Origin of the sequence: Collinsella sp. TM10-22 (assembly GCF_003466125.1) — a bacterium.
GTDB lineage: Bacteria > Actinomycetota > Coriobacteriia > Coriobacteriales > Coriobacteriaceae > Collinsella.
The window spans coordinates 229,935-250,477 of the sequence record NZ_QSOC01000001.1 but is presented as its reverse complement, the minus strand read 5'-3'; the positions used below and the strand labels follow the sequence as shown (position 1 = coordinate 250,477).

The following is a 20,543-nucleotide window of genomic DNA, read 5'->3' as shown; positions in this document are numbered from 1 at the left end:
ATTCCTTACATGAAAAACGTCAGATAGGGGGCGATATGCAACGAATCGCCTTTAGCGAATAGGAAATAAGTAACGAAATAAACGGGCAACACAAATGAAGCTATTTGTTCAATCGGCTTAAATAAAGCCCGTACCCGATTGTTGACTCTTGATAGGGCAAGCGGAATAAAGGGAATGAAGTAATAGTTCAATCTGCAAACAACTGGATGTAAAGCTGTAAATATATGAACTAAAGCCGCGAGCAATAGTATATTTCTAAATCCAAGCGTAACTGCGTCCGCTCTATCGGAATCTAACATTATGCAAGAATAAATTGCAAAAAGCAGAAACAGAGCGGACAGAGCGCCCTGATCTGAAGCCCCAGTTAAATACTCATAGCCGCTTAGATAATCTCCACCAAACATCGGAAGGAGGATTGTGTTGAAAATCGTATCTTTAAATGCATAGGCAGCACCAATTATAAGTAAAGCAACGGGAATCCATTTTTGAGTTATTTTGGCATAGAACAATGGATACAGGATCACTAATACGATTGCCGAAGAATGAATGGATGTGGCAAGACCAACGGTAAAAAGAAAGGGTATTAGTTTTTTCTTCTTTACGAAATAAAACGAAATAACACCTATTCCAACTGCCACGCCCTGCCTTACGCCAGAAAAAAGAAACTCAAAGAGAAGAGAGATTAGAAAAAATGAGCAGCACAAAGGAGCGCTTTCCGATTCTTTAAAATATAGAATTGCAATCGGAAGTACTGCAAGTAAGCCGCAGATGATTAAAAACAAACGTTCATTTCCAATCAACGAGATAATTGCGCACAATAAATGAAAGCCAGGCTCACTTTTGCCGTAGTAATATCCATGATCCCACCCAAGAACAGGTCCGGATCGGAAATAGCGGACATAGTTAATTGTGTCCACCCCAACGCTCAAATCTCTTAAACAGACACAGCCGATATAGGTAAGAAAGAATACAGCTATTGCGAATTTATCTCGTGTCGGCTTATTTTTATTTGCAGCCCACGCCAGAGCATACGCTGCAACGGGAGCTGCAATAACAAACCAATAGCAAGAAAGCATTTAATGGTTGCCTTTCTTATAAGAATGGATGGCATCATTTACGACTTGCTTAAAAGAGTGAGTGCTACTTAAGATTGAGTGATTATTCCTAGAAGTAATTTCCGCATTTTCATAGAGCTCATACTGGAACTGAGTATCCTCAACAAGGCGTTTAATTACCGCTACTAAATTGGTTTTTTCTGAACAAACAGCCGACCCTTTTGTATCAGCCATATATTCGACCACTCCGGCATCTGACGGGCCATATGTAAGCACAGCAGCGCCACTTGCTAGGCCATCTGCAGCTTTTGTAGAAAGCGAATATCGAGTAAATAGGAGGTCCTTATCCCTGAAGCCTTCCGCAATGACAAACACATCGCAGTCGGCAATCATTTTAACCACAGATTCATAGCCTATTCGTCCGCCGAAATTAATATTTGGATGTGAAATAAGAGGGGCGCAGACATCCTCATCGGTCTCTGAAGAATATACGCTTAGTGAAAAAGTCGGATCAATCGCTTTAAGGGCATCGGCGATTTCCACCAAAGCTAGATTCCTGCCGAGTCTTACACTTCCGCAGTATAGAAATAAAGGGGATTTCTTTCTTATAGGTCTAAAATCACGCCGTATAATGGAGGAACTGACATAAATTGGGGAGCCTCCCAGTTCAAAGTGTCCTCCATATTTTCTCATGCACTTATCGCTACAATAGATAGCATTTACGCTGTGTGCCATCACGCGTTCTGTAAGGTGTTTGAACTTCTTCCTAAATAGATGATACGCCGGTGAAATAGACCGCTTGTCATTGAAGTAGTAGTCGTCTCCAATGATAGGAATGATTGGGATTCCAAACCTGTCAGCAACAAACAGAGCTATTTCCTGTGTAAATAGATGATTTGAAAAATTATACAACACGCAGTCTGGTTTGAAATTATCAATCCATTGTATGAAATCAGACGTGCACCAAAAGCGCTTTTGCCAAAGCAATCCCCTTAATAGTTCTACCATGGGCGTGTGCTTTGCGCCAATCGCATAACCAAGTTTACTCGCTGAACCCGCAAACTCATCTACTAGCCTATCTGCCTCAATAAGGTCTTCATCGACGTAGGTCTTTCCAACATCGTCTTTGTGACCAAGCCAACGTTTGACAAGACGCTCATCAGAAATCTGGTAGAAAGTAGAACAGTGACCTTTAGTGGGTTCACAGTTTCTTGAATATATCTGAGCAACACATTTTTTGTCCCAAAAATGAAAATAAGAATCGAGAGTCCTACTGCTGCCGCCGGTGTTAAACGGGGCTGTCATCACAACAAGAACCTTGGGATACTCATTAGAAGAAGAGGGCATTTACAGCTTCCTCCACACCATCTTGTTCACGATGCCCGTGTAGCTCTGCACGAGCTTGATGACCTTAGCAGACACGTTACGATCAGCGTAGGCCGGCACTTCAACGCCGTCATCGCCGTTAGCGTGCATGGCTACGGCTAGGTCCACTGCCTGCAGCACCTGCTCGGAGGTGATGGAACCCACGCAGAACACGCCAGCGTCCATGGCCTCGGGGCGCTCAGTGGAGGTTCGCACCGATACCGCCGGGAACTTGAAATAAGATGCTTCCTCAGGAAGCGTTCCCGAGTCGGAAACAACGCACAGAGCATTTCGCTGAAGCTGGTTATAATCAAAGAACCCGAGGGGCTTGTGCTGAATAACTCGCCTGTCAAACTTGAAACCACGACGCTCAATCATCTTGGCACTCCGCGGATGGCAGCTATATAGCACCGGGACGTCGTACTTCTCAGCCATTGCGTTGACTGCATTCATCAAACTGAAGAAGTTGTCCTCGATGTCGATATTTTCCTCACGATGGGCAGAAAGCAATATATATTTTCCGGGCTCCAGGCCAAGGTCGTCGAGCACTGCCGATGATTCAATATCCGTCAAACAACGATCGAGTACCTCCGCCATGGGACTTCCCACCACGTAAGTATTCTCGGGCTTTACGCCAGTGTCCAAGATGTAGCGGCGGGCGTGCTCGGAGTAGCACAGATTAACGTCGCTCGTCACGTCCACCACGCGACGAATGACCTCTTCAGGCAGGTTCTCGTCCTTACAGCGGTTACCTGCTTCCATGTGGAAGACGGGAATCTTCAGGCGCTTTGCGGAAATCACGCAAAGGCATGAGTTTGTGTCGCCCAGCACAAGAATTGCATCGGGGCGCTCTTCGGAAAATAGCTTATAAGATTTAGAAATCACATTACCCATGGTCTGGCCGAGGTCATCTCCGACAACACCAAGGTAATGGTCAGGCTCGCGAATGCCTAAGTCGTCGAAGAAAACCTTGTTCAGTTCATAATCATAGTTCTGGCCAGTGTGCACAATGGACAGGTCAAAGTATTCATCAGCCTTACGCACGACTTCGGATAGCTTGATGATTTCCGGACGAGTGCCCATGACCACCATAAGTTTAAGTTTACTCATATCTAGATCACCTCGTAGTGGGGGTAGAGTTCCTTGTGAGCCTTTATCCAATCGGCCATCTCGCATACCTGTTCCGGATAAGGTTTAGGACGATACGTCGGCTTGTTGTTGGTGCGCACTAGCGTCTTATCTAGCTGTAGATCAGAATCGGGCAATATCTCAATAGATCCGCCCCGAAGATCTCGATTAAAGAGTTGAAGAAGTTCAAATTTATTGATGGAACCATCGGGTACCATGTTCACCAAGCCATATGCCTCTTCGCTCGCCTCATATTCCATTGCTTTGGCGAGCTCGAGAGTAGTAAGCCCGGTCCAAATAGCCCCCGTGAATCCCTTAACAGGCCCGCTTTGCTGCATAAACCAGTTGAGAAGTCCTATGCCATTGGGATTGATATCGGGACCGACAATAGAATTTCGGAACGTCAGGTTCTTGCAGTCATCAAGCTCACCTGCCGCCTTAGTCCGGTCGTAGGCACTCTCCCCATCAGGTTTGCTCTGCTCTGTATAGGGGCCCGTGTTGCCCGCAAACACGCAGTCAGTACTCATATGAAACACGCGCGTTGGTAAGTCGGCAGTCATGTCAGCAAGAAGATGTGGGAGCTCGCCATTCAGCCAGGAGGCGTTGGGGTTAGTATCGGCGGCTTTGTTTAATACACCAATACAGTTAATGACTACATCGTAGCCATTTCGCACTACCTGCCTAAGGGTATTAACATCCGTTGCGTCGCCGATAATCTGAGAATCTAGAAACTGAAGGCAATGTCGAGAGAACCCCGTAACGGAATGGCCGGATTCTTTTAGATACAGAGAAATAAGATGGCCCGCCATTCCGGAGGCACCAAGTACAAGAAATCGCAAGATTATTGCACCGCCTCGTATTCACGACCCTCAAGCGCAAGCTGCACATACTCAGCGGTCTTAATCTTATCGATGGTGCCCTGCAGATCGAGACGCACGGTATTATGACTCGTATAAGCGTCATCCGCCTGGGTGTGAACCTCGCCCTCAACGAAAAACTTGTCGTAGTTCAGGTCACGCGAGTCGCAGGCCACGCGGTAGTAGCCGCCCATGTCCTCGGACCTCAGGCGCTCCTCGCGGGTCATGAGGGTCTCGTAGAGCTTCTCGCCGTGGCGGGTGCCGATCACCTGGGTGCCCACGCGGCCGAAGACCTCCTGCACGGCCTCGGCGAGGTCGCCGATCGTGGACGCGGGCGCCTTCTGGATGAACAGGTCGCCGGGGTTTGCGTGCTCGAAGGCGAACTGCACCAGGTCGACCGCCTCGTCCAGGTTCATGAGGAAGCGGGTCATGTTGGGGTCGGTGACGGTGAGCGGCTCGCTCTTGCGGATGCGGTCGATGAACAGCGGGATGACCGAGCCGCGCGAGCACATGACGTTGCCGTAGCGGGTGCAGCAGATGGTGGTGCGGCCGGCGCCGTTGCGGGCGTTGGCGTAGATGATGGACTCCATCATGGCCTTGGACTTGCCCATGGCGTTGATGGGGTATGCGGCCTTGTCGGTGGACAGGCACACGACGCGGTCCACGCCCTCGTCGATGGCGGCGTGGAGCACGTTGTCAGTGCCGATGACGTTGGTTCGCACGGCCTCCATGGGGAAGAACTCGCAGGAGGGAACCTGCTTCAAGGCGGCCGCGTGGAAGATGTAGTCCACCCCGTGCATGGCGTCGCGCACGCTCTGGGCGTTCCTCACGTCGCCGATGAAGAAGTGGACCTTGGAGGCGAGCTCAGGCGACTTCTCCTGCAGGCGGTGGCGCATGTCGTCCTGCTTCTTCTCGTCGCGCGAGAAGATGCGGATCTCGGCCAGGTCGGTGTTCATGAAGTGCTTGAGAACGGTGTTGCCGAACGATCCGGTGCCGCCCGTGATCATGAGGGTCTTACCGGTAAAAGCTTTACTATTCTCCATAGTTATTACCTTTCACGTAATGAAAAACAACGTTACCCGCAGCGGCGGCTTCTTTATCTTTCGCTGCGTCCCCATACATCACGCAGTCGATGGGCATAGCGTCAAAATCGCGCATCGCTGCCAAAAGCATCCCCGGCGCGGGCTTACGACAATCGCATGGACCCGTGTAGTCAGGGTGATGCGGACAGAAGTACCATGCGTCCACGTGCACGCCGAGCTTCTCCAGCTCATCTTCCATATATCGGTGCAGGCGCCGCATGTCGGCCTCGGTGTAGAGGCCCTTGGCGATACCGGCCTGGTTGGTCACCACGACGACCTTATAGTCGGGGTCGTCGGTGTAGCCGCGCATGATATCAACCGTGGAGGGGATCAGTTCCAGCTTTTCGGGCTCGTGCAGGTGCCCGATGTCCACGTTGATCGTGCCGTCGCGGTCGAACATGGCGAGCTTCCAAGATTTGGCAAGAGGCGCGAGCATCGTCTGAGCGAGCTTGTAGTCCTCAGGTACACCGATATCGATAAAGCCGCCGGTGCACTCGACGGCGCAAAGCGACCCGTTGCCGACGACGCACTCAAAGTAGTCGCTCTCCAGGGAGAACTTGTCGGGCATGTTATCGAGGGCGTGCCTGCGCAGAAGGTAAACGCCCGCATTGATGAGGCCCTCCTCGCACGGGCGCTTCTCGTGGAAGGCGGTCAGCGTGCCGTCGGCGTCCACGTCGACCGTGCCGTAGCGCTCGAAGTCATGCATGCGCTTGACGGCGATCACAGCCGAAGCATCCTCTGGGGCATCGGAGACCACAGCCTCCAAGGCGGCGAAGTCAAAGTCGAGCCAAGTGTCCCCGTTCAGGACGAAGACCCAGTCCGACTGGCACCTGCCGAGCGCCCTCTTCACGGCGCCGCCGGTGAACAGCGGCGTGTCCTCGGGGCTGTACTCAATTGCCATGCCGCGATACGCGGAACCGAAGAAATCCTCGATCTGCTCGCGACGGTAGCCGTCGGCCACGACCGCGCGGTCGAATCCCGCCGCGGCGAGCTGGTCCATGATGAAGCGCAGGAACGGCCTGCCGGCGACGGGCGCCATGGGCTTGCAGACGTCGGGCACGACGTGGGCGAGCCTGGTGCCGAAGCCGCCCGCCAGCACGATGGCCTCGCGATAGGGGCGCATCTACTCCGCACCCCCGAACATGTCGGCCTCCACCGCGGCGCAGAGGACATGGTAGGTGGGCAGGTGCAGCTCCTGGACGCGGAACACCTCGTCGCGGGGCACGCGGACGCAGACGTCCGAGAGGCCGGTGAGCTTGGACTCTTTGGAGCCGGTCAGCGAGAGCACGCGCATGCCCTTGGCGCGGGCGACCTTGGCGGCCTCCACGACGTTGGCGGAGTTGCCCGACGTCGAGATGGCGAGAAGCACGTCGCCGGGCTCGCCGTAGCCGTAGACCTGCTGGGCGAAGACGCCCACGGCCGCCTCGTCGTTGCCGAACGCGGTGGAGAGCGCCGTCTGCGAGACGAGCGAGATGGCGGGAAGCGACCCCTCGAGCCATGAGGGGGCCTCGGAGCCGTTGGCCTCGCGGTAGGCCTCGGAGAAGGCCCCGTCGACGGGGCGCTTGAAGCGGAAGCTCTTCATGAGCTCGCCGACCGTGTGCTCGGAGTCGGCGGCGGAGCCGCCGTTGCCGCAGACGAGCAGCTTATTGCCCTCGCGGAAGGATTCGGCGATCAGGTCGCGGGCCGCGCGGACCTCCGCCTCGCAGGCAAGCATCTCGGGGTAGTTGCCGAAGAAGGTGGACAGGCACTCGTCGCCCGTCTGGGGGCACTTGGTATCCATTAGCGGGATCCCTCCAGGTCGTAGTCCTCGGGCCCGTAGTAGACGACGGAGGTGCCGCCGTCCTCGAACTCGAACGGTATGTAGAGCAGGTCGGACATGGCGTTTCGCACGGAATCCTGCACGTCGGGCTCGACGTAGAAGACGAGGAACCCTCCCCCGCCGGCGCCCAGCAGCTTGCCGCCCGGTGCGCCGGCCTTGAGGCCGCGCTCGTACAGGGCGTCGATGGAGCCAGTGGAGACCTGCGATCCGGTGCCGCGCTTGAGGCGCCAGGTGGTGTCGAGCAGGCGACCGAACTCGGAGAGGTCCGCTGACTTGTCGGTGAGCACGCCCTCGGCCACGTCGACCAGCGCCAGCATCTCCTTGAGCTGGGCGGTCTTGTCGACCACGCGGTTGGCCTTCTGCATGTCCGAGGAGAAGCGGGTGAAGCCGGTGAAGAACATCATAAGGTTGGAGTTGAGCTCGCGCTTGCGCTCAGGCGAGATGACGATCGGGCGGACCGAGAAGTCACCGTCGGCAAAGTCGATGCGATTGAGGCCGCCGAACGCCGCGGCGATCTGGTCCTGCCAGCCGCCGGCCTCGGCGCACAGCTCCCGCTCCAGCTTTATCGCCTCCCTGGCCAGGCGGTCCTTGGAGGCGTAGGTGCCCTTCATGCAGTGGAAGGCGTTGAGCATGCCAACGGCGAAGGACGAGGAGGTGCCAAGGCCCGACCGGGCGGGAAGGTCCGCTTCGTAGGCGATGCGCATCTCACGCATGTCGAGCATCTGCATGGCGTTGCGAACGGCGGGGTGCTCGAGCTCGGAGGGGTCGGAGACGCGCTCAATCCTGGAGTAGACGAGCTCAGTGGAGTAATCGAAGAAGCGCGGCAGGTGGCGTGCCGTGACGTAGCAGTACTTGTCGAACGTGGTCGAGATGACCGAGCCGCCGTGCTCGTTGAAGAACTCGGGCATGTCGGTGCCGCCGCCGAAGAACGACATACGAAATGGTGTGCGAGTGATGATCATTAGAAGTCAGTTATCTCCGAGTAGACATTTTTTGTCGCTTCAGCCATCTTCGAAGGCGAGAAACGGCTCTTTCCATAGTTCCATGCGCTCAATGCCGCCTGCTCACAAGAAGCACCGTCAGAAAGCAGTTCGGCAACGCGGCGAGAAAATGCCACGCAGTCGAATGCTCGAACTAGGTTTTCGGGCTCAGGTACATATTGCGCCATGCCGGGAATATCGAAAGCGACCACAGGGCGAGACCTGCTGTAGGCATCAAGGATTACACCCGACTGAGTGATGGAGGTATAGGGCACAAGCACTATGTCAGCACGCTCGAAATAGCCGTCTATATCGTTATCTTCAATAAAACGGTTAACCAGCGTGCAATTAGGCTTAGAGCTGATTTCAGCTAATAGGTTCGATTCGATTCCATCAGATGCCTTTCCAGCAATCGTCACGTGAATGCCAGGGTCAAGGTTATATAACTCGTCGAGAATCTTCGGATAATGATTAAGTCCCTTGTAAGGATTCAGACGTCCGAAAATCAAAACTTCTTTGCTACCAAACGGCACAGAGTTAAACGGTTTCCAAGGTTTTTCACCCAAGGGAACCTGAAAAACAGGACACTTTGGTTTGAGCGCTTTTAGTGTTTGGTCCTTTGCGATATCGGAATGCACCACAATCGCGTCAAGAAGTCTTTCGACAAGTTTGTGGTATAAAACGACACCCTTCTGAACGGAATCCCCTTCATGTCCAACTGGATCGTGAAATGTATGAATCAATTTGGTTTGGGGCAACTTTTTCTTAAGCATCCGAATTAGAAAGTAGTTCCACGTATGCTTATTTATAAAGTGAATAACGTCTGGCTCTATTTCAATGGCCATTTGGGCAATTTTATTTAGTTCCCTGTTCATCGCAAACAAAGACTGGGGACTGGGCTTAGGAGACGATGGGGTTCGAATCAAAATGTTGTTTGATTGAAGCTTGGCATCAATCTTAAGATTGTTCGAACCGAGCGTGGTTGTTTCGATACCAAGTTTAGCCAACCCTGCGCTTAGAACATACAAATGACGTTGTAGCGTGGGGAGTTCTGAAAAGGATATAAGCAAAGCCTTCATTTATCTACCCGTTTTCCTCTTACCAAACATCGCACCAAAAGTGCCGGTAAAGCATTTCCAATCCATACGCAGACAGCGATTCTTCACGTAATGGAGTTCGATTTGTTGACGAAGGCCACTCTCAAAAGTCGCTTCGTTTCGTTCAGTCGCTTGCCATAAACCAGTGATACCGGGCTGAACCGAGAGCAGCTCAGCCTTTTCCTCATCGGAAAAGTGCTGATCAAGTTCGTCTCTCGTAATGGGGCGCGGGCCAATGACGGAAAGGTCGCCGTTCAACACGTTAAGAAACTGCGGCATTTCGTCGATCGAGCACTTGCGAATGAACTGGCCGACTTTGGTGATACGAGGGTCATCATCGACCTTACGCTCGACTTCCCACTGATGCAGCTGCTCAGGACTCAGATACTTCTGCACGTTGCCGGCGTCGGCGACCATGCTGCGGAGCTTTAGAATCTTAATGGTCCTTCCGCCTTTGCCCACACGCTCTTGCGCGTAAACAGGACTGCCAGAAGACTCAAGACAGATGAACGCGCACACAACCGCAATGGGGATAAAGAGTAAAGCGCTTACGCAAAGGCTAAATACAAAATCGAATAGTCGTTTTAGAAATCGATAGGCCAACGTACCGCTCGGCTTAATCTCCAAAGCAACTGGCTTCGCTCCAACAGTTGTGGCACAGCTATATTCAGTTTTATCTGTCACAAATTCCTTCAAACCTACGTCCCCGCCCCCAAGGGTCCTCCCTGTTCCGTTATGCAGTCGCCAGCAGCTAAGCGATCGCTTTTTTAAGGTTTCGCATGACGCGCTGCTCGCTTGAAAGCACGGCGAGACCAACGCGGGTGGTTACGCGTCGGCCGCACAGATCGAGCTCCAGATAAGCAGTGCTCTTGCGTCTATTAATGGTTTTGATAAGGCCTTCGTGGCCCAGCAGAGGACCTGCCGTCACTACGACCTGGTCGCCGTCTTTTAAGGCTTCGCTCATGGGCACTACGCGGTCTCCCCTATGCGTAAAGCCGCCAATAAGCTGGACCTCTTCTTTTGCCAGCGGCACAAATTGACCGTCCTGGGCAAGTACCCGGGCAAAGTCGTCCATGCGCAGCAGATACTGTTGCACGGTGCGGGGATCTGCCGTATCGCAGATAAGATAACCGGGAAAGAGCGGCTTGGTCGTATTGGCCCATTCGCCGTGTACTTTGATCTCGGTTTGAAATTGGGGATAAAAGAGCTCCTGCATGGCGCCAGCCGGCACCATGCGCTCAATGCGCTCGCGCATTACGTCTTCGCGACCGTTAATGACCTGAATCACATACCACACGAGCACCACCCCCTTGCTGTCTTACGTGTGGCTCACGGGGTTTGGGTATGGCTACGCCAGGGCGCTTGTGCGCGAAGGCGCTCCATATTCAAACCCTGAGCCCAGTCAGACAAGCACGTGGCTCTGCCCCACCGTGAACGGTATGTACATATGCAGTTGCTAGAGACGCGGACGTGTATCGCAAAATGACCGCATCTCCAGCTGGCTGCGTGCGAACCAGTCAAGCAGGTACAAAACTGGACCGCACGCAAACAGCTGAAGGACTGCTGTGGTTTGCCGCAACAACTTATTGCACCTTCTAATGCGAACTTATAAATAGACGCAAAAGCAAGTGCAAAACGTGCATGGCAATCGATATTGGAGCTCGTGGTTTTTCTAACACCGCCGTTACGGCCGGATGCTGATCGACCCTGCGCTTTGTGGCTTACTGAAGCCGAGAGCACAGTTGAACTCATGTTACGTTAGGTATCCTAGCACAAGCTGGTAGCGAAACTGATTTGGCTTGTGGTGGACAACATATCGTTCATTTAGCGTGCTTAAGGGGGTTGTTTTGGGATGTTGTTCACGTTGGTGCAGGTTATTGGGGCGTTGGCAATAATTGGGAGCGTTCCTGAAGCCCAACTGGAGCAGCGAGCTACACTGGTAATTGCGTTTGGCTAACAAACTATGTACAGACATGGGAAATAAATTGTGCAACTTTTTGTTGGCGTAGTTGGGGTTTGTGGCGCGAGGTATTTTGGCATGAAAAAAGGCCTTCGGAATTCCGAAGGCCTTTACATTCACGATGGTGGAGACGAGGGGGATCGAACCCCTGACCTCTTGACTGCCAGTCAAGCGCTCTCCCAGCTGAGCTACGCCCCCGTGACGAGGTAGTACTATAGGGGAATGTTTGCGGGGATGCAAGGACTTTTTTTCGGGTTGTTGGGGTGACTTACGGGATTTTTGGGACAGGTCCTAAAATTTCACCCTGGCCATCGGCCAGCGCGCAATTTTATGGCCAGTCCCAAAAATCCCTACCGCAGTAGGAATCCGATCGCGGCTCCTTGGTGGACGGTTATGGTGGCTGTGGTTCTTACTATGTTACTAATGCCCGTGTCGGCCAACAAACCCAAGGGGCTGTGGTCTAGTTCCCACTCTAGGCCGTGTTCGCTTACCACTGTCCCAGGGGCTATAGCGATGATAGAGAACGTCTTATCCTCGAAGCCCTCGATGGTCCACGACTCACCTGCGCGAAGGATGCGGGCGACCACCTTGTCCTCGGCAATCCAAACTGGGCCGTCATCGTAGCCCGCGAGCAGGCCCAGTACGGAAAGCGCCATGTCGGGGCGGCCGCCCGTGGCGCAGGTCGCAACCACCTCGGCACCCGGCCAGCGACAGCGGACGGAATCAAGCGCCAGCGCCAGATCGGTATAGTCCTTGTAGGGGTCGTGGCGCTCCACTTCAAAGTCCTCGGCTGCATCGACCAGAGCGCGTCCCTCATCGCTTACCGTGTCGGCATCCCCCGCATAAACGTCGCAGCCCAGACCGGCGCTCAGCAGCGCGTCGAGTCCGCGGTCCACGGCGACAACATGGTCGCACTCCCCTGCTAGCCTACGCAACAGATCAGCGCTCGCCACCACGGGCGAGCCGCAGACAACTAATACCTTGCAAGCCACAGCCCTCGCCTATCCCTTAAACGCAAGCACGCGGGCCAGGTCCAGGTCCTCATAGCTATCAATAAAGATATCGCAGTTGTCGCGAACCTCGTCGCGCTCCATACGGCCATGCGGGTCATAGATGCCCACACGCTTAAAGCCGGCGGCGCCAGAACTCTTTAGGCCAAAGACGGCGTCCTCAAACACCCATGCGCGCTCAAACTTGCGCCCATGGCGCTCCTCGAGGCGGCGCAGCGCCAGCTCGTATACGTCAGGGAATTGCTTGGACCGTCCCGCCTCACCCGTGGTGGTCACAAACTCCATGTAGGCATCGAGCCCAGCACCAGCGAGCGCAGACTGCACCAGTTCGGCCGGCGTGGACGTGGCAACACACATGGCAATACCGGCCGCCTTCGCCTGCTCCAAAAATGCAAGCAGGCCGTCGCGCGGCGGCACCTTGGAGTACCCATCAATCAGAATATTGCTCAGCTCGCGATATAGCCCCACGCCATTCGCTCCAATGCCCCAGGTGTCGTGGTAGGCCTGGCACTCGTCCTCGAGCGACAAATGCTCAAACTGGGCAAAATCGTCGACCGTCACGTCAACACCGTGGCGGTGCAATAACTCGGGCTGGGCATAGGCCCAAACGGGGGTGCTATTAACCAGTGTGCCGTCGCAATCGAAAATAAAAGCGACATTGTGAGCGGCGGTCAGGGACATAAACATACCTTTCAATGTCAAATGGTAAACAACCTGCTAAAAACGTTTTACCAAACGTCAAACTAACAATCTTGAAACCCTAATTGGTAAAACTGTCAAGAGTTTTACCACTGCAATTCTGTCAGTGGTCTAAACATGGCGCTCGCCGATTAAACATCGCCGCAAATCCACTTTTCTCCATAAAAGTAACGAACAGGTGTTATCGTATTTCGTGCCGAAAGTTCCACCGAGCACGCGAGGTGGAATGAATCATAGAACTATCGCCGTCCCTTCGATTCGTGCAGCCTTGGACCTTTCGCATCTAGTCACCAAGGCAACATGCTGCCGCGTCATGATGGGATCAAACGTGAGCGATACAAAGCTAAAGCCAGCAACCAAAAAGCCCGCTACCCGTAAAGCCGCCCCGCACGCACCGGAGCTCTCTAAGGACGATGTCTATCTGTTTGGCATCGGTACGTGGGAGCGCAGCTGGGAAAAGATGGGCGCGCACCCCGACACGCAGAACCGTACGCGCGGCTGGCGCTTTTGCGTTTGGGCGCCCGACGTAAAGAGAGTCCATGTCATTGGCGAATTTAACGACTGGGATGAGGAAGCCAACCCGCTGGTGCCCGTGCATACGAGCACCATTTGGGAAGGCTTTATTCCTGGCGCCGAGCAGGGCCAGCTCTATAAATACCTTATCGAGACCAACGAGGGCGAGAAGCTCTACAAGGCCGATCCGTACGCTTTTAAGGCCGAGTGCCCTCCGGGAACGGCAAGCGTGCTGTGGGCCCTCGACGGCTATAAGTGGAACGACGCCGCGTGGCTCAAGCGCCGCGCCGGCCACAACCACATGTCGCAGCCGCTGAACATCTACGAGGTGCATATTGGCTCGTGGAAGCGCCACGGTGACGCGCCGCAGGGCGAGCCCGATGAGTACGGCAACTACCCCGGTCCCATGGATCCCTTCCCCGCGCAGCGCGGTGAGTTCTACACCTACGACGACCTGTCGGTGGAGCTCGTGGATTACGTGCGCGACATGGGCTACACGCATATCGAGGTCATGCCGCTTATGGAGCATCCCTTCGATGGCTCCTGGGGCTACCAGACAACCGGTTACTACGCCGCCACGTCGCGCTACGGCAACCCGCAGCAGCTCATGCACTTTATAGATGCGTGCCACGAGGCGGGCATTGGCGTGATCATGGACTGGGTGCCCGGCGGTTTTTGCGCCGACTCCCACGGCCTTGCCACCTTTAACGGCCACATGCTGTTTGAGCACGAGATTCACCCCAACTGGGGCACGCATAAGTTCGACTTCGCCCGTGGCGAGGTCCGCTCCTTCCTGGTCTCTAACGTGCTGTATTGGGTCGAGAACTTCCACGTGGATGGCATTCGCATGGACGGCGTGTCCAGCATGCTGTACCTCAACTTTGGCATTGACGATCCCGGCCAAAAGAAGTTCAACAAGTACGGTACCGAGGAGGACCTGGACGCCAGCGCGTTTATCCGTCAGGTCAACTCCGCCGTGGAGGCACACTACCCCGACGTGATGATGATGGCCGAGGAGTCCACCGCGTGGCCGCTCGTAACCTATCCGCCGCAGGACGGCGGCCTGGGCTTCCATTACAAGTGGGACATGGGCTGGATGAACGACACCCTGCACTACATGCAGACCGATTTTCCGTGGCGCCCCGGCAACCACGGCCTGCTCACGTTCTCCATCATGTATGCCTTTACCGAGAACTTCATTTGCCCGCTGAGCCACGACGAGGTCGTGCACGGCAAGAGCTCGCTTATCGGCCGCATGCCGGGCGACTGGTGGCGCCAGTTTGCCGGCCTGCGCACGCTTGCCTTCTACCAGATGACGCACCCCGGTGCCAAGCTCAACTTTATGGGCAACGAGATCGGCCAGTTTATCGAGTGGCGCTACTACGAGTCCATCCAGTGGTTCTTGACCGAGGAGTATGAGACCCACCGTCATCATCAGGCGTTTATCAAGGCGCTCAACCACCTGTACACCGCCGAGCCCGCTCTGTACGAGCGCGGCTACACCGACGACGGCTTTACCTGGATCGACGCCGACAACTCCAAGCAGTCCATCGTGAGCTTTGTGCGTCAGGGCGAGGACATCGATGACGACCTGGTGATCCTGATCAACTTTGACCCGGCGAGCTACGAGAGCTTCCGCGTGGGCGTGCCGCGCGAGGGTGACTGGGAGGTCATCTTTGACTCCGACCGTCCCGAGTTTGGCGGCAGCGGCTATGCCGGCGTGGAGCCCTACACCTGCTCGAGTGAGCCCTATCCCTGGAATGGGCAGATGGACTCCATTGAGATTAAGGTTCCCGGCCTGGCAGGCGTGGTGCTTAAGCGCCGCGGCCCCAGCAGCTACAAGCCGCCGGTGGTGGAGGCTCCCAAGGCTGCGCCCAAGAAGCGCACGTCCTCGGTAAAGCCCAAGGCCGCGGCTGCTAAGAAGGCTCTGGCTAAGGCAAAGGCTGCTAAGCCCGCTGCCAAGGCTTCGACCAAGTCCGCCACGGCCAAGAAGGCAACTGCCAAAAAGGCTGCTCCCAAGGCCAAGACAGGCGCCGTTAAGGCATCTGGCAAGGACGCGTAACAAAGCCGTTTCCTCTGTAATTACCCGCCCCGTCGGGGCGTAGGATGTAAGTCATAGCCGTTCCGGGGGAACCGTCCCCGGGGGAAAGGAACGTATGAATAAGATCTTCGACAACAAGCAGGAGTTTACCGAGCTCTATCGCGATGCCGTCATGAGCATCAGCGGCAAGAGCGTCGAGGCCGCCAGCGACCTGGACCGCTTTAACGCCCTGGCCAAGCTCGTGGCCGAGAAGGCGCGCACTGTCGCCACCAAGAGCGACGCCCGCGTCACCGCCGAGGGCAAGAAGCGTGTGTACTACTTCTCGATCGAGTTTTTGATCGGCCGCCTGCTCGACAACTACCTGCTCAACTTTGGCGTGCGCGACATGGTCGCCGAGGCGCTCGACGACATGGGCTTTGACCTGTCCGTCATCGAGAACCAGGAGCCCGATCCGGCACTGGGCAACGGTGGCCTGGGCCGTCTGGCCGCGTGCTTCCTGGATTCCATGGCAGCCGAGGGCATTGCCGGCTACGGCAACGGCATGCGCTACCGCTACGGCCTGTTTAAGCAGGAGATTGTTAACGGCAGCCAGGTCGAGACCACTGACGAGTGGCTCACCCACGGCTATCCCTGGGAGGTCCGTCGTCAGGACAAGGCCGTGACCATCAAGTTTGGTGGCCGCGTTGAGGGCTTTGAGGAGGACGGCCGCACGTTCTACCGCACGGTGGATACGCAGGACATCCTGGCCGTTCCCTATGACATCCCCGTTGTGGGCTATGCCGGCGAGACCGTCAACAAGCTGCGCGTCTGGGCCGCCGAGCCGGTCGAAGAGCACTTTGACCTGGAGGCCTTCAACCGTGGCGACTATGCCCTGGCCGATGCTGAGCGCGCCGAGGCCGAGGCCATCAGCGCTATCCTCTACCCCAACGACGCCGGCGAGCACGGCCGTCTGCTGCGCCTGAAGCAGGAGTACCTGTTTGTTTCGGCCGGCATCTACAGCCTGCTCGACACCTTTGAGAAGGAGCACGGCGCGAACTGGGAGCTGTTGCCGCAGTTTGTGGCCATCCACACCAACGACACGCACCCCGCCATGTGCGGCCCCGAGCTCATGCGCATCCTCATCGACGAGAAGAAGCTCGAGTGGGACGACGCATGGAACATCGTGACGCAGGTCGTGAGCTACACCAACCACACCATCCTGCCCGAGGCTCTGGAGAAGTGGCCCATCGGCACGTTCTCCAAGCTCCTCCCCCGCGTGTACCAGATCATCGACGAGATCAGCCGTCGTTGGCACGAGTCGTTCGACACCACGCAGGAGGGCTGGCAGGAGCGTCTGCGCCAGACCGCCATTCTGTGGGACGGCGAGATTCGCATGGCCAACCTGTCCGTGATCTGCAGCCATAGCGTCAACGGCGTGGCCAAGATCCACTCCGACATCATCAAGAACATCGTGCTCAAGGACTTCTATGCCCTGACGCCCGAGAAGTTCAACAACAAGACCAACGGCATCTCGCACCGTCGCTTCTTTGCCGAGGCCAACCCCACCTATGCCAAGCTCGTGACCGAGGCGATTGGCGATGGCTGGCTCAAGGACGCCTTTGAGCTGGAGAAACTAAAAGAGTTCCAGAACGACACCGAGTTCCTGAAGGCCGTGGGTGCCTCCAAGCGCGCCAACAAGGAGCGTCTGGCCGCCTACGTTAAGGCCGAGACCGGTCTGGTCATTGACCCCAACACCGTCTTCGACGTCCAGGTAAAGCGCTTCCATGCCTACAAGCGCCAGCTCATGAACATCATGAAGGTGATGGACATCTACAACCGTCGCATCGCCGATCCCAACTTCCACGTGACGCCGACGACCTTCATCTTTAGCGGCAAGGCAGCCTCGAGCTACACCTTTGCCAAGGAGACCATCCGCCTCATTAACTCCGTGGCCGACGTCATCAACAATGATGCACGCGTCAACGAGGTCATGAAGGTCTGCTTTATCCCCAACTTCCGTGTGAGCAACGCCCAGCTCATCTACCCCGCCGCCGAGATCTCGGAGCAGATCTCCACGGCCGGCAAGGAGGCCTCGGGCACGTCCAATATGAAGCTCATGATGAACGGCGCCATTACGCTGGGCACCCTCGACGGCGCCAACATCGAGATCGCCGACCTGGCCGGCCGCGAGAACGAGGCCATCTTTGGCCTGACCGCCCCCGAGGTCGAGCAGCTGTGGGCATCGAACAGCTACTTTGCTTGGGATACGCTCAACAACGATCGCGAGCGTCTGGGCCGCGTGATGGACGAGCTCAAGGACAACACCTTTGCGGGTCTTTCGGGCAACTTCGAGAGCATCTACAACGAGCTCATGAACAACAACGATCCCGACCTGGTCATGGCCGACTTCCGCAGCTACGTGGATGCGTGGGAAAAGCTCACCGGCAGCTACGGTGACCAGGAGACCTGGAACCGCAAGGCCCTGCTCAACACCGCCTCGAGCGGCTGGTTCTCGAGCGACCGTACCATTCGTGAGTACCGCGACGAGATCTGGCACGCGTAAAGGCGCGCGAGTCCCCTTTGCCGCACGGCATTACTCGACGAGCGCGACCGAGCGCCGCGCCCGTCGCTCATGGGTTTAGGAACATCGATGACAGAAGGAGAGATCGATGAGTAAGAAAGAATGCATCGCGATGCTCCTCGCGGGAGGACAGGGCAGCCGATTGGGGGCACTTACCCAAAAGATCGCCAAGCCGGCGGTTAGCTTTGGTGGTAAGTTTCGCATTATCGACTTCTCTCTGTCCAACTGCTCCAACTCGGGCATCGACACGGTGGGCGTTCTGACGCAGTATCGCCCCTACCTGCTGCATGCCTATGTGGGCTCTGGCGAGGCGTGGGATCTGGACAGCCGCGACGGTGGCGTGTCGATCCTGCCGCCGTACGAGACGCAGACCGGCGGCGCCTGGTATGCGGGCACGGCCGACGCCATTACGCAGAACCTCGACTACATCAAAACCAACGACCCCAAGTACGTCCTGATTCTTTCGGGCGATCACCTGTATCGCATGGACTACCGCAAGATGCTCAAGACGCACATTGAGAACAATGCCGACCTCACGGTGAGCGTTATGCCCGTGCCGTGGGAGGAGGCCAGCCGCTTTGGCATCCTGACCACCGACCCCGAGGACGGCCGCATCACCAAGTTTACCGAGAAGCCCGAGAAGCCCGATTCGAACCTCGCGTCCATGGGCATCTACATCTTCTCGGCCGACGTGCTGATCGAGGCGCTCGAGGAGGACGCTCTGGATCAGCGCTCGAGCCACGACTTTGGCAAGGACATCATCCCCAAACTGCTCGGCGAGAACAAGCGCCTGTACAGCTACGAGTTCCACGGTTTTTGGAAGGACGTCGGCACCATCGCCAGCTTCCACGAGACCTCGATGGACCTGCTGGGTAACAACCCCGAGTTCGATCTGTTTGACAAGAACTTCCCCATCATGTCCAACATCACCACGCGTCCGCCGCACTACATTGGCCCGGACGGCCGCCTCGACGACTGCCTGGTCTCCAACGGCTGCAAGATCTACGGCACCGCTCGCCACTCGATCCTTTCGACCGATGTCATCATCGAGGAGCGCGCTGTGGTCGAGGACTCCGTGTTGCTGCCGGGTGCGCACGTTAAGAGCGGCGCGCACATCTGCCGCGCTATTTTGGGCGAGAACTCCACGGTCGAAGAGGGCGTGAAGCTCGGCTCTGTCGATACCACCAAGGATACGGCCGTCGTTGGAAATGACGTCGTTATCGGGAAGGGGGAATGATCCGATGATCAATCGCAAGGCCATCGGCTATATCACCGCTAACTACTCTTCGACCTACGGCAGCGTGCTGCTCAAGGACCGCCCCATCGCGTCCGTTCCGTTTTTGGGCCGCTACCGCCTGATCGACTTTCCGCTGTCCAACATGATGAATGCCGGCATTAAGACCGTCGGCGTCGTCATGCCGGGCAACTACCGCTCGCTGATCGACCACGTGGGTTCGGGCAAGGACTGGGGCCTGGATCGCAAGAAGGGCGGCCTGTTCATGGTGCCCGGCAACGCGTATGGCACCACCAAGGGCGGCATGCGCTTCCTGCTGCGCGACATCATCTCCAACAAGACGCTGTTCCAGCGCTCGGACAAGCCCTATGTTGTGATGATGGGCACCAACATCATCTTTAACATGGACCTCAACACCATCATCGAGGCGCACGAGAACTCCGGTGCCCAGATGACCGTTGTGTACTGCAAGGCCACGCGCAACGTTGATGACGAGACCAAGCTCGAGATTAACGAAAACGGCCGCCTGACGGGCGTGAGCGCCGGCGTCGTGTACGGCGACAACGCGTCTATGGACTGCTGCATCGTCAACCGCGAGACGCTGCTCGAGATTATCGACCACTACCAGGCCGCCGACTATCTGGACCTGCTCGAGGCACTCCAGGGCGACTTTGGCAACATCGACGTGTGCAGCTACGAGTACAAGGGCGAGGTCGTGGGCGTGTTTAGCGAGAAGTCGCTGTATCGCCGCAGCATGGACCTGCTCGACCAGACCGTGGCCGATCAGCTCTTCGATCCCGAGCGCCCGATCCTGACCAAGGCTCACGACGTGCCGCCTTCGCGTTATGCGACCGGCAGTCACGCGTGCAACTCGATCATCTCGGCCGGCTGCATCATCAAGGGCACCGTGCGCAATTCGATCCTGTCGCGCGGCGTCGTGGTCGAGGAAGGTGCGTCGGTCACCAACTCGATCATCAACCAGAGCTGCATCATCAAGAGCGGCGCCCGCGTCGAGAATGCCATTCTGGACAAGAACAACGTGGTTCCCACCAACACCGAGCTTCGCGGCACACCCGAGAACATCCTGGTGCTGGGCAAGGCTCCGTTAACTTCCGACACCACCATCGTACGTTAACGTTGGTA

The 20,543-nt window shown here is 56.2% G+C and carries 17 protein-coding genes and 1 tRNA gene; 4 read left to right on the top strand and 14 right to left on the bottom strand.

The window, feature by feature from the left end; genetic code table 11:
- Positions 1-5 precede the first annotated feature (5 nt).
- From DXD94_RS01130 to DXD94_RS01065, 14 genes are all read right to left on the bottom strand, one after another.
- On the bottom strand, positions 6-1,076 hold the full coding sequence (locus tag DXD94_RS01130) for an EpsG family protein (protein ID WP_117762955.1): 1,071 nt from the start codon (positions 1,074-1,076) through the stop codon (positions 6-8).
- On the bottom strand, positions 1,077-2,402 hold the full coding sequence (locus DXD94_RS01125) for a glycosyltransferase (protein ID WP_117762954.1): 1,326 nt from the start codon (positions 2,400-2,402) through the stop codon (positions 1,077-1,079).
- Entirely contained in the window at positions 2,403-3,530 is a 1,128-nt protein-coding gene (gene wecB, locus DXD94_RS01120) for a non-hydrolyzing UDP-N-acetylglucosamine 2-epimerase (RefSeq protein ID WP_117762953.1), read from the bottom strand. It abuts the gene before it with no gap.
- 2 nt (positions 3,531-3,532) lie between these two features.
- Entirely contained in the window at positions 3,533-4,387 is an 855-nt protein-coding gene (locus tag DXD94_RS01115) for a sugar nucleotide-binding protein (protein ID WP_117762952.1), read from the bottom strand.
- 2 nt (positions 4,388-4,389) lie between these two features.
- On the bottom strand, positions 4,390-5,448 hold the full coding sequence (locus tag DXD94_RS01110; protein ID WP_117762951.1) for a polysaccharide biosynthesis protein: 1,059 nt from the start codon (positions 5,446-5,448) through the stop codon (positions 4,390-4,392).
- Complete coding sequence (locus DXD94_RS01105; RefSeq protein WP_117762950.1) at positions 5,438-6,610, bottom strand: HAD-IIIA family hydrolase; 1,173 nt, start codon at positions 6,608-6,610, stop codon at positions 5,438-5,440. Before DXD94_RS01105 ends, DXD94_RS01110 begins: the two co-directional genes overlap by 11 nt.
- Positions 6,611-7,267 (bottom strand): SIS domain-containing protein, encoded by a 657-nt coding sequence (locus DXD94_RS01100; RefSeq protein ID WP_117762949.1) that lies wholly within the window; start codon positions 7,265-7,267, stop codon positions 6,611-6,613.
- The gene (locus DXD94_RS01095) at positions 7,267-8,268 is read right to left on the bottom strand and encodes a kinase (protein ID WP_117762948.1); all 1,002 of its coding nucleotides are present in this window, start codon (positions 8,266-8,268) and stop codon (positions 7,267-7,269) included. The genes DXD94_RS01100 and DXD94_RS01095 overlap by 1 nt, the downstream gene beginning before the upstream one ends.
- Complete coding sequence (locus tag DXD94_RS01090; RefSeq protein ID WP_117762947.1) at positions 8,268-9,365, bottom strand: glycosyltransferase family 4 protein; 1,098 nt, start codon at positions 9,363-9,365, stop codon at positions 8,268-8,270. Before DXD94_RS01090 ends, DXD94_RS01095 begins: the two co-directional genes overlap by 1 nt.
- On the bottom strand, positions 9,366-10,079 hold the full coding sequence (locus DXD94_RS01085; RefSeq protein WP_158564767.1) for a sugar transferase: 714 nt from the start codon (positions 10,077-10,079) through the stop codon (positions 9,366-9,368).
- Positions 10,080-10,134: 55 nt separating this feature from the next.
- Positions 10,135-10,686 (bottom strand): antiterminator LoaP, encoded by a 552-nt coding sequence (loaP, locus tag DXD94_RS01080; protein ID WP_233540288.1) that lies wholly within the window; start codon positions 10,684-10,686, stop codon positions 10,135-10,137.
- 779 nt (positions 10,687-11,465) lie between these two features.
- Positions 11,466-11,541: transfer RNA gene (locus DXD94_RS01075), tRNA-Ala, on the bottom strand.
- Between the two features lie 152 nt (positions 11,542-11,693).
- Positions 11,694-12,335, bottom strand: a complete 642-nt coding sequence (locus DXD94_RS01070) for a thiamine diphosphokinase (protein WP_117762944.1) — start codon at positions 12,333-12,335, stop codon at positions 11,694-11,696.
- A 9-nt stretch (positions 12,336-12,344) separates the two neighbouring features.
- The gene (locus DXD94_RS01065) at positions 12,345-13,034 is read right to left on the bottom strand and encodes an HAD family phosphatase (protein ID WP_117762943.1); all 690 of its coding nucleotides are present in this window, start codon (positions 13,032-13,034) and stop codon (positions 12,345-12,347) included.
- A 331-nt stretch (positions 13,035-13,365) separates the two neighbouring features.
- On the opposite strand from DXD94_RS01065, the gene glgB reads away from it, so the two are divergent.
- The 4 genes from glgB to glgD all read left to right on the top strand — a co-directional run bounded on the left by glgB (position 13,366) and on the right by glgD (position 20,535).
- Complete coding sequence (gene glgB / locus DXD94_RS01060) at positions 13,366-15,627, top strand: 1,4-alpha-glucan branching protein GlgB (protein WP_117762942.1); 2,262 nt, start codon at positions 13,366-13,368, stop codon at positions 15,625-15,627.
- A gap of 94 nt (positions 15,628-15,721) precedes the next feature.
- Positions 15,722-18,148 carry a glycogen/starch/alpha-glucan phosphorylase gene (locus tag DXD94_RS01055; protein WP_117762941.1) on the top strand — a complete coding sequence of 809 codons (2,427 nt, stop codon included), beginning with the start codon at positions 15,722-15,724 and terminating at the stop codon, positions 18,146-18,148.
- Positions 18,149-18,254: 106 nt separating this feature from the next.
- A complete protein-coding gene (locus DXD94_RS01050; protein WP_117762940.1) occupies positions 18,255-19,403 on the top strand; it encodes a glucose-1-phosphate adenylyltransferase in 1,149 nt (382 codons plus the stop codon).
- Between the two features lie 4 nt (positions 19,404-19,407).
- A complete protein-coding gene (glgD, locus tag DXD94_RS01045; RefSeq protein WP_117735092.1) occupies positions 19,408-20,535 on the top strand; it encodes a glucose-1-phosphate adenylyltransferase subunit GlgD in 1,128 nt (375 codons plus the stop codon).
- Positions 20,536-20,543 lie beyond the last annotated feature (8 nt).

What these genes read in the sequence shown, in the direction of transcription:
- DXD94_RS01130 (WP_117762955.1), bottom strand. Translation starts at nt 1,076, where the DNA reads ATGCTTTCTTGCTATTGGTTTGTTATTGCAGCTCCCGTTGCAGCGTAT.
- glgD (WP_117735092.1), top strand. Translation starts at nt 19,408, where the DNA reads ATGATCAATCGCAAGGCCATCGGCTATATCACCGCTAACTACTCTTCG.
- DXD94_RS01065 (WP_117762943.1), bottom strand. Translation starts at nt 13,034, where the DNA reads ATGTCCCTGACCGCCGCTCACAATGTCGCTTTTATTTTCGATTGCGAC.
- DXD94_RS01055 (WP_117762941.1), top strand. Translation starts at nt 15,722, where the DNA reads ATGAATAAGATCTTCGACAACAAGCAGGAGTTTACCGAGCTCTATCGC.
- DXD94_RS01090 (WP_117762947.1), bottom strand. Translation starts at nt 9,365, where the DNA reads ATGAAGGCTTTGCTTATATCCTTTTCAGAACTCCCCACGCTACAACGT.
- wecB (WP_117762953.1), bottom strand. Translation starts at nt 3,530, where the DNA reads ATGAGTAAACTTAAACTTATGGTGGTCATGGGCACTCGTCCGGAAATC.
- DXD94_RS01095 (WP_117762948.1), bottom strand. Translation starts at nt 8,268, where the DNA reads ATGATCATCACTCGCACACCATTTCGTATGTCGTTCTTCGGCGGCGGC.
- DXD94_RS01110 (WP_117762951.1), bottom strand. Translation starts at nt 5,448, where the DNA reads ATGGAGAATAGTAAAGCTTTTACCGGTAAGACCCTCATGATCACGGGC.
- DXD94_RS01125 (WP_117762954.1), bottom strand. Translation starts at nt 2,402, where the DNA reads ATGCCCTCTTCTTCTAATGAGTATCCCAAGGTTCTTGTTGTGATGACA.
- glgB (WP_117762942.1), top strand. Translation starts at nt 13,366, where the DNA reads ATGATGGGATCAAACGTGAGCGATACAAAGCTAAAGCCAGCAACCAAA.
- DXD94_RS01105 (WP_117762950.1), bottom strand. Translation starts at nt 6,610, where the DNA reads ATGCGCCCCTATCGCGAGGCCATCGTGCTGGCGGGCGGCTTCGGCACC.
- DXD94_RS01100 (WP_117762949.1), bottom strand. Translation starts at nt 7,267, where the DNA reads ATGGATACCAAGTGCCCCCAGACGGGCGACGAGTGCCTGTCCACCTTC.
- DXD94_RS01050 (WP_117762940.1), top strand. Translation starts at nt 18,255, where the DNA reads ATGAGTAAGAAAGAATGCATCGCGATGCTCCTCGCGGGAGGACAGGGC.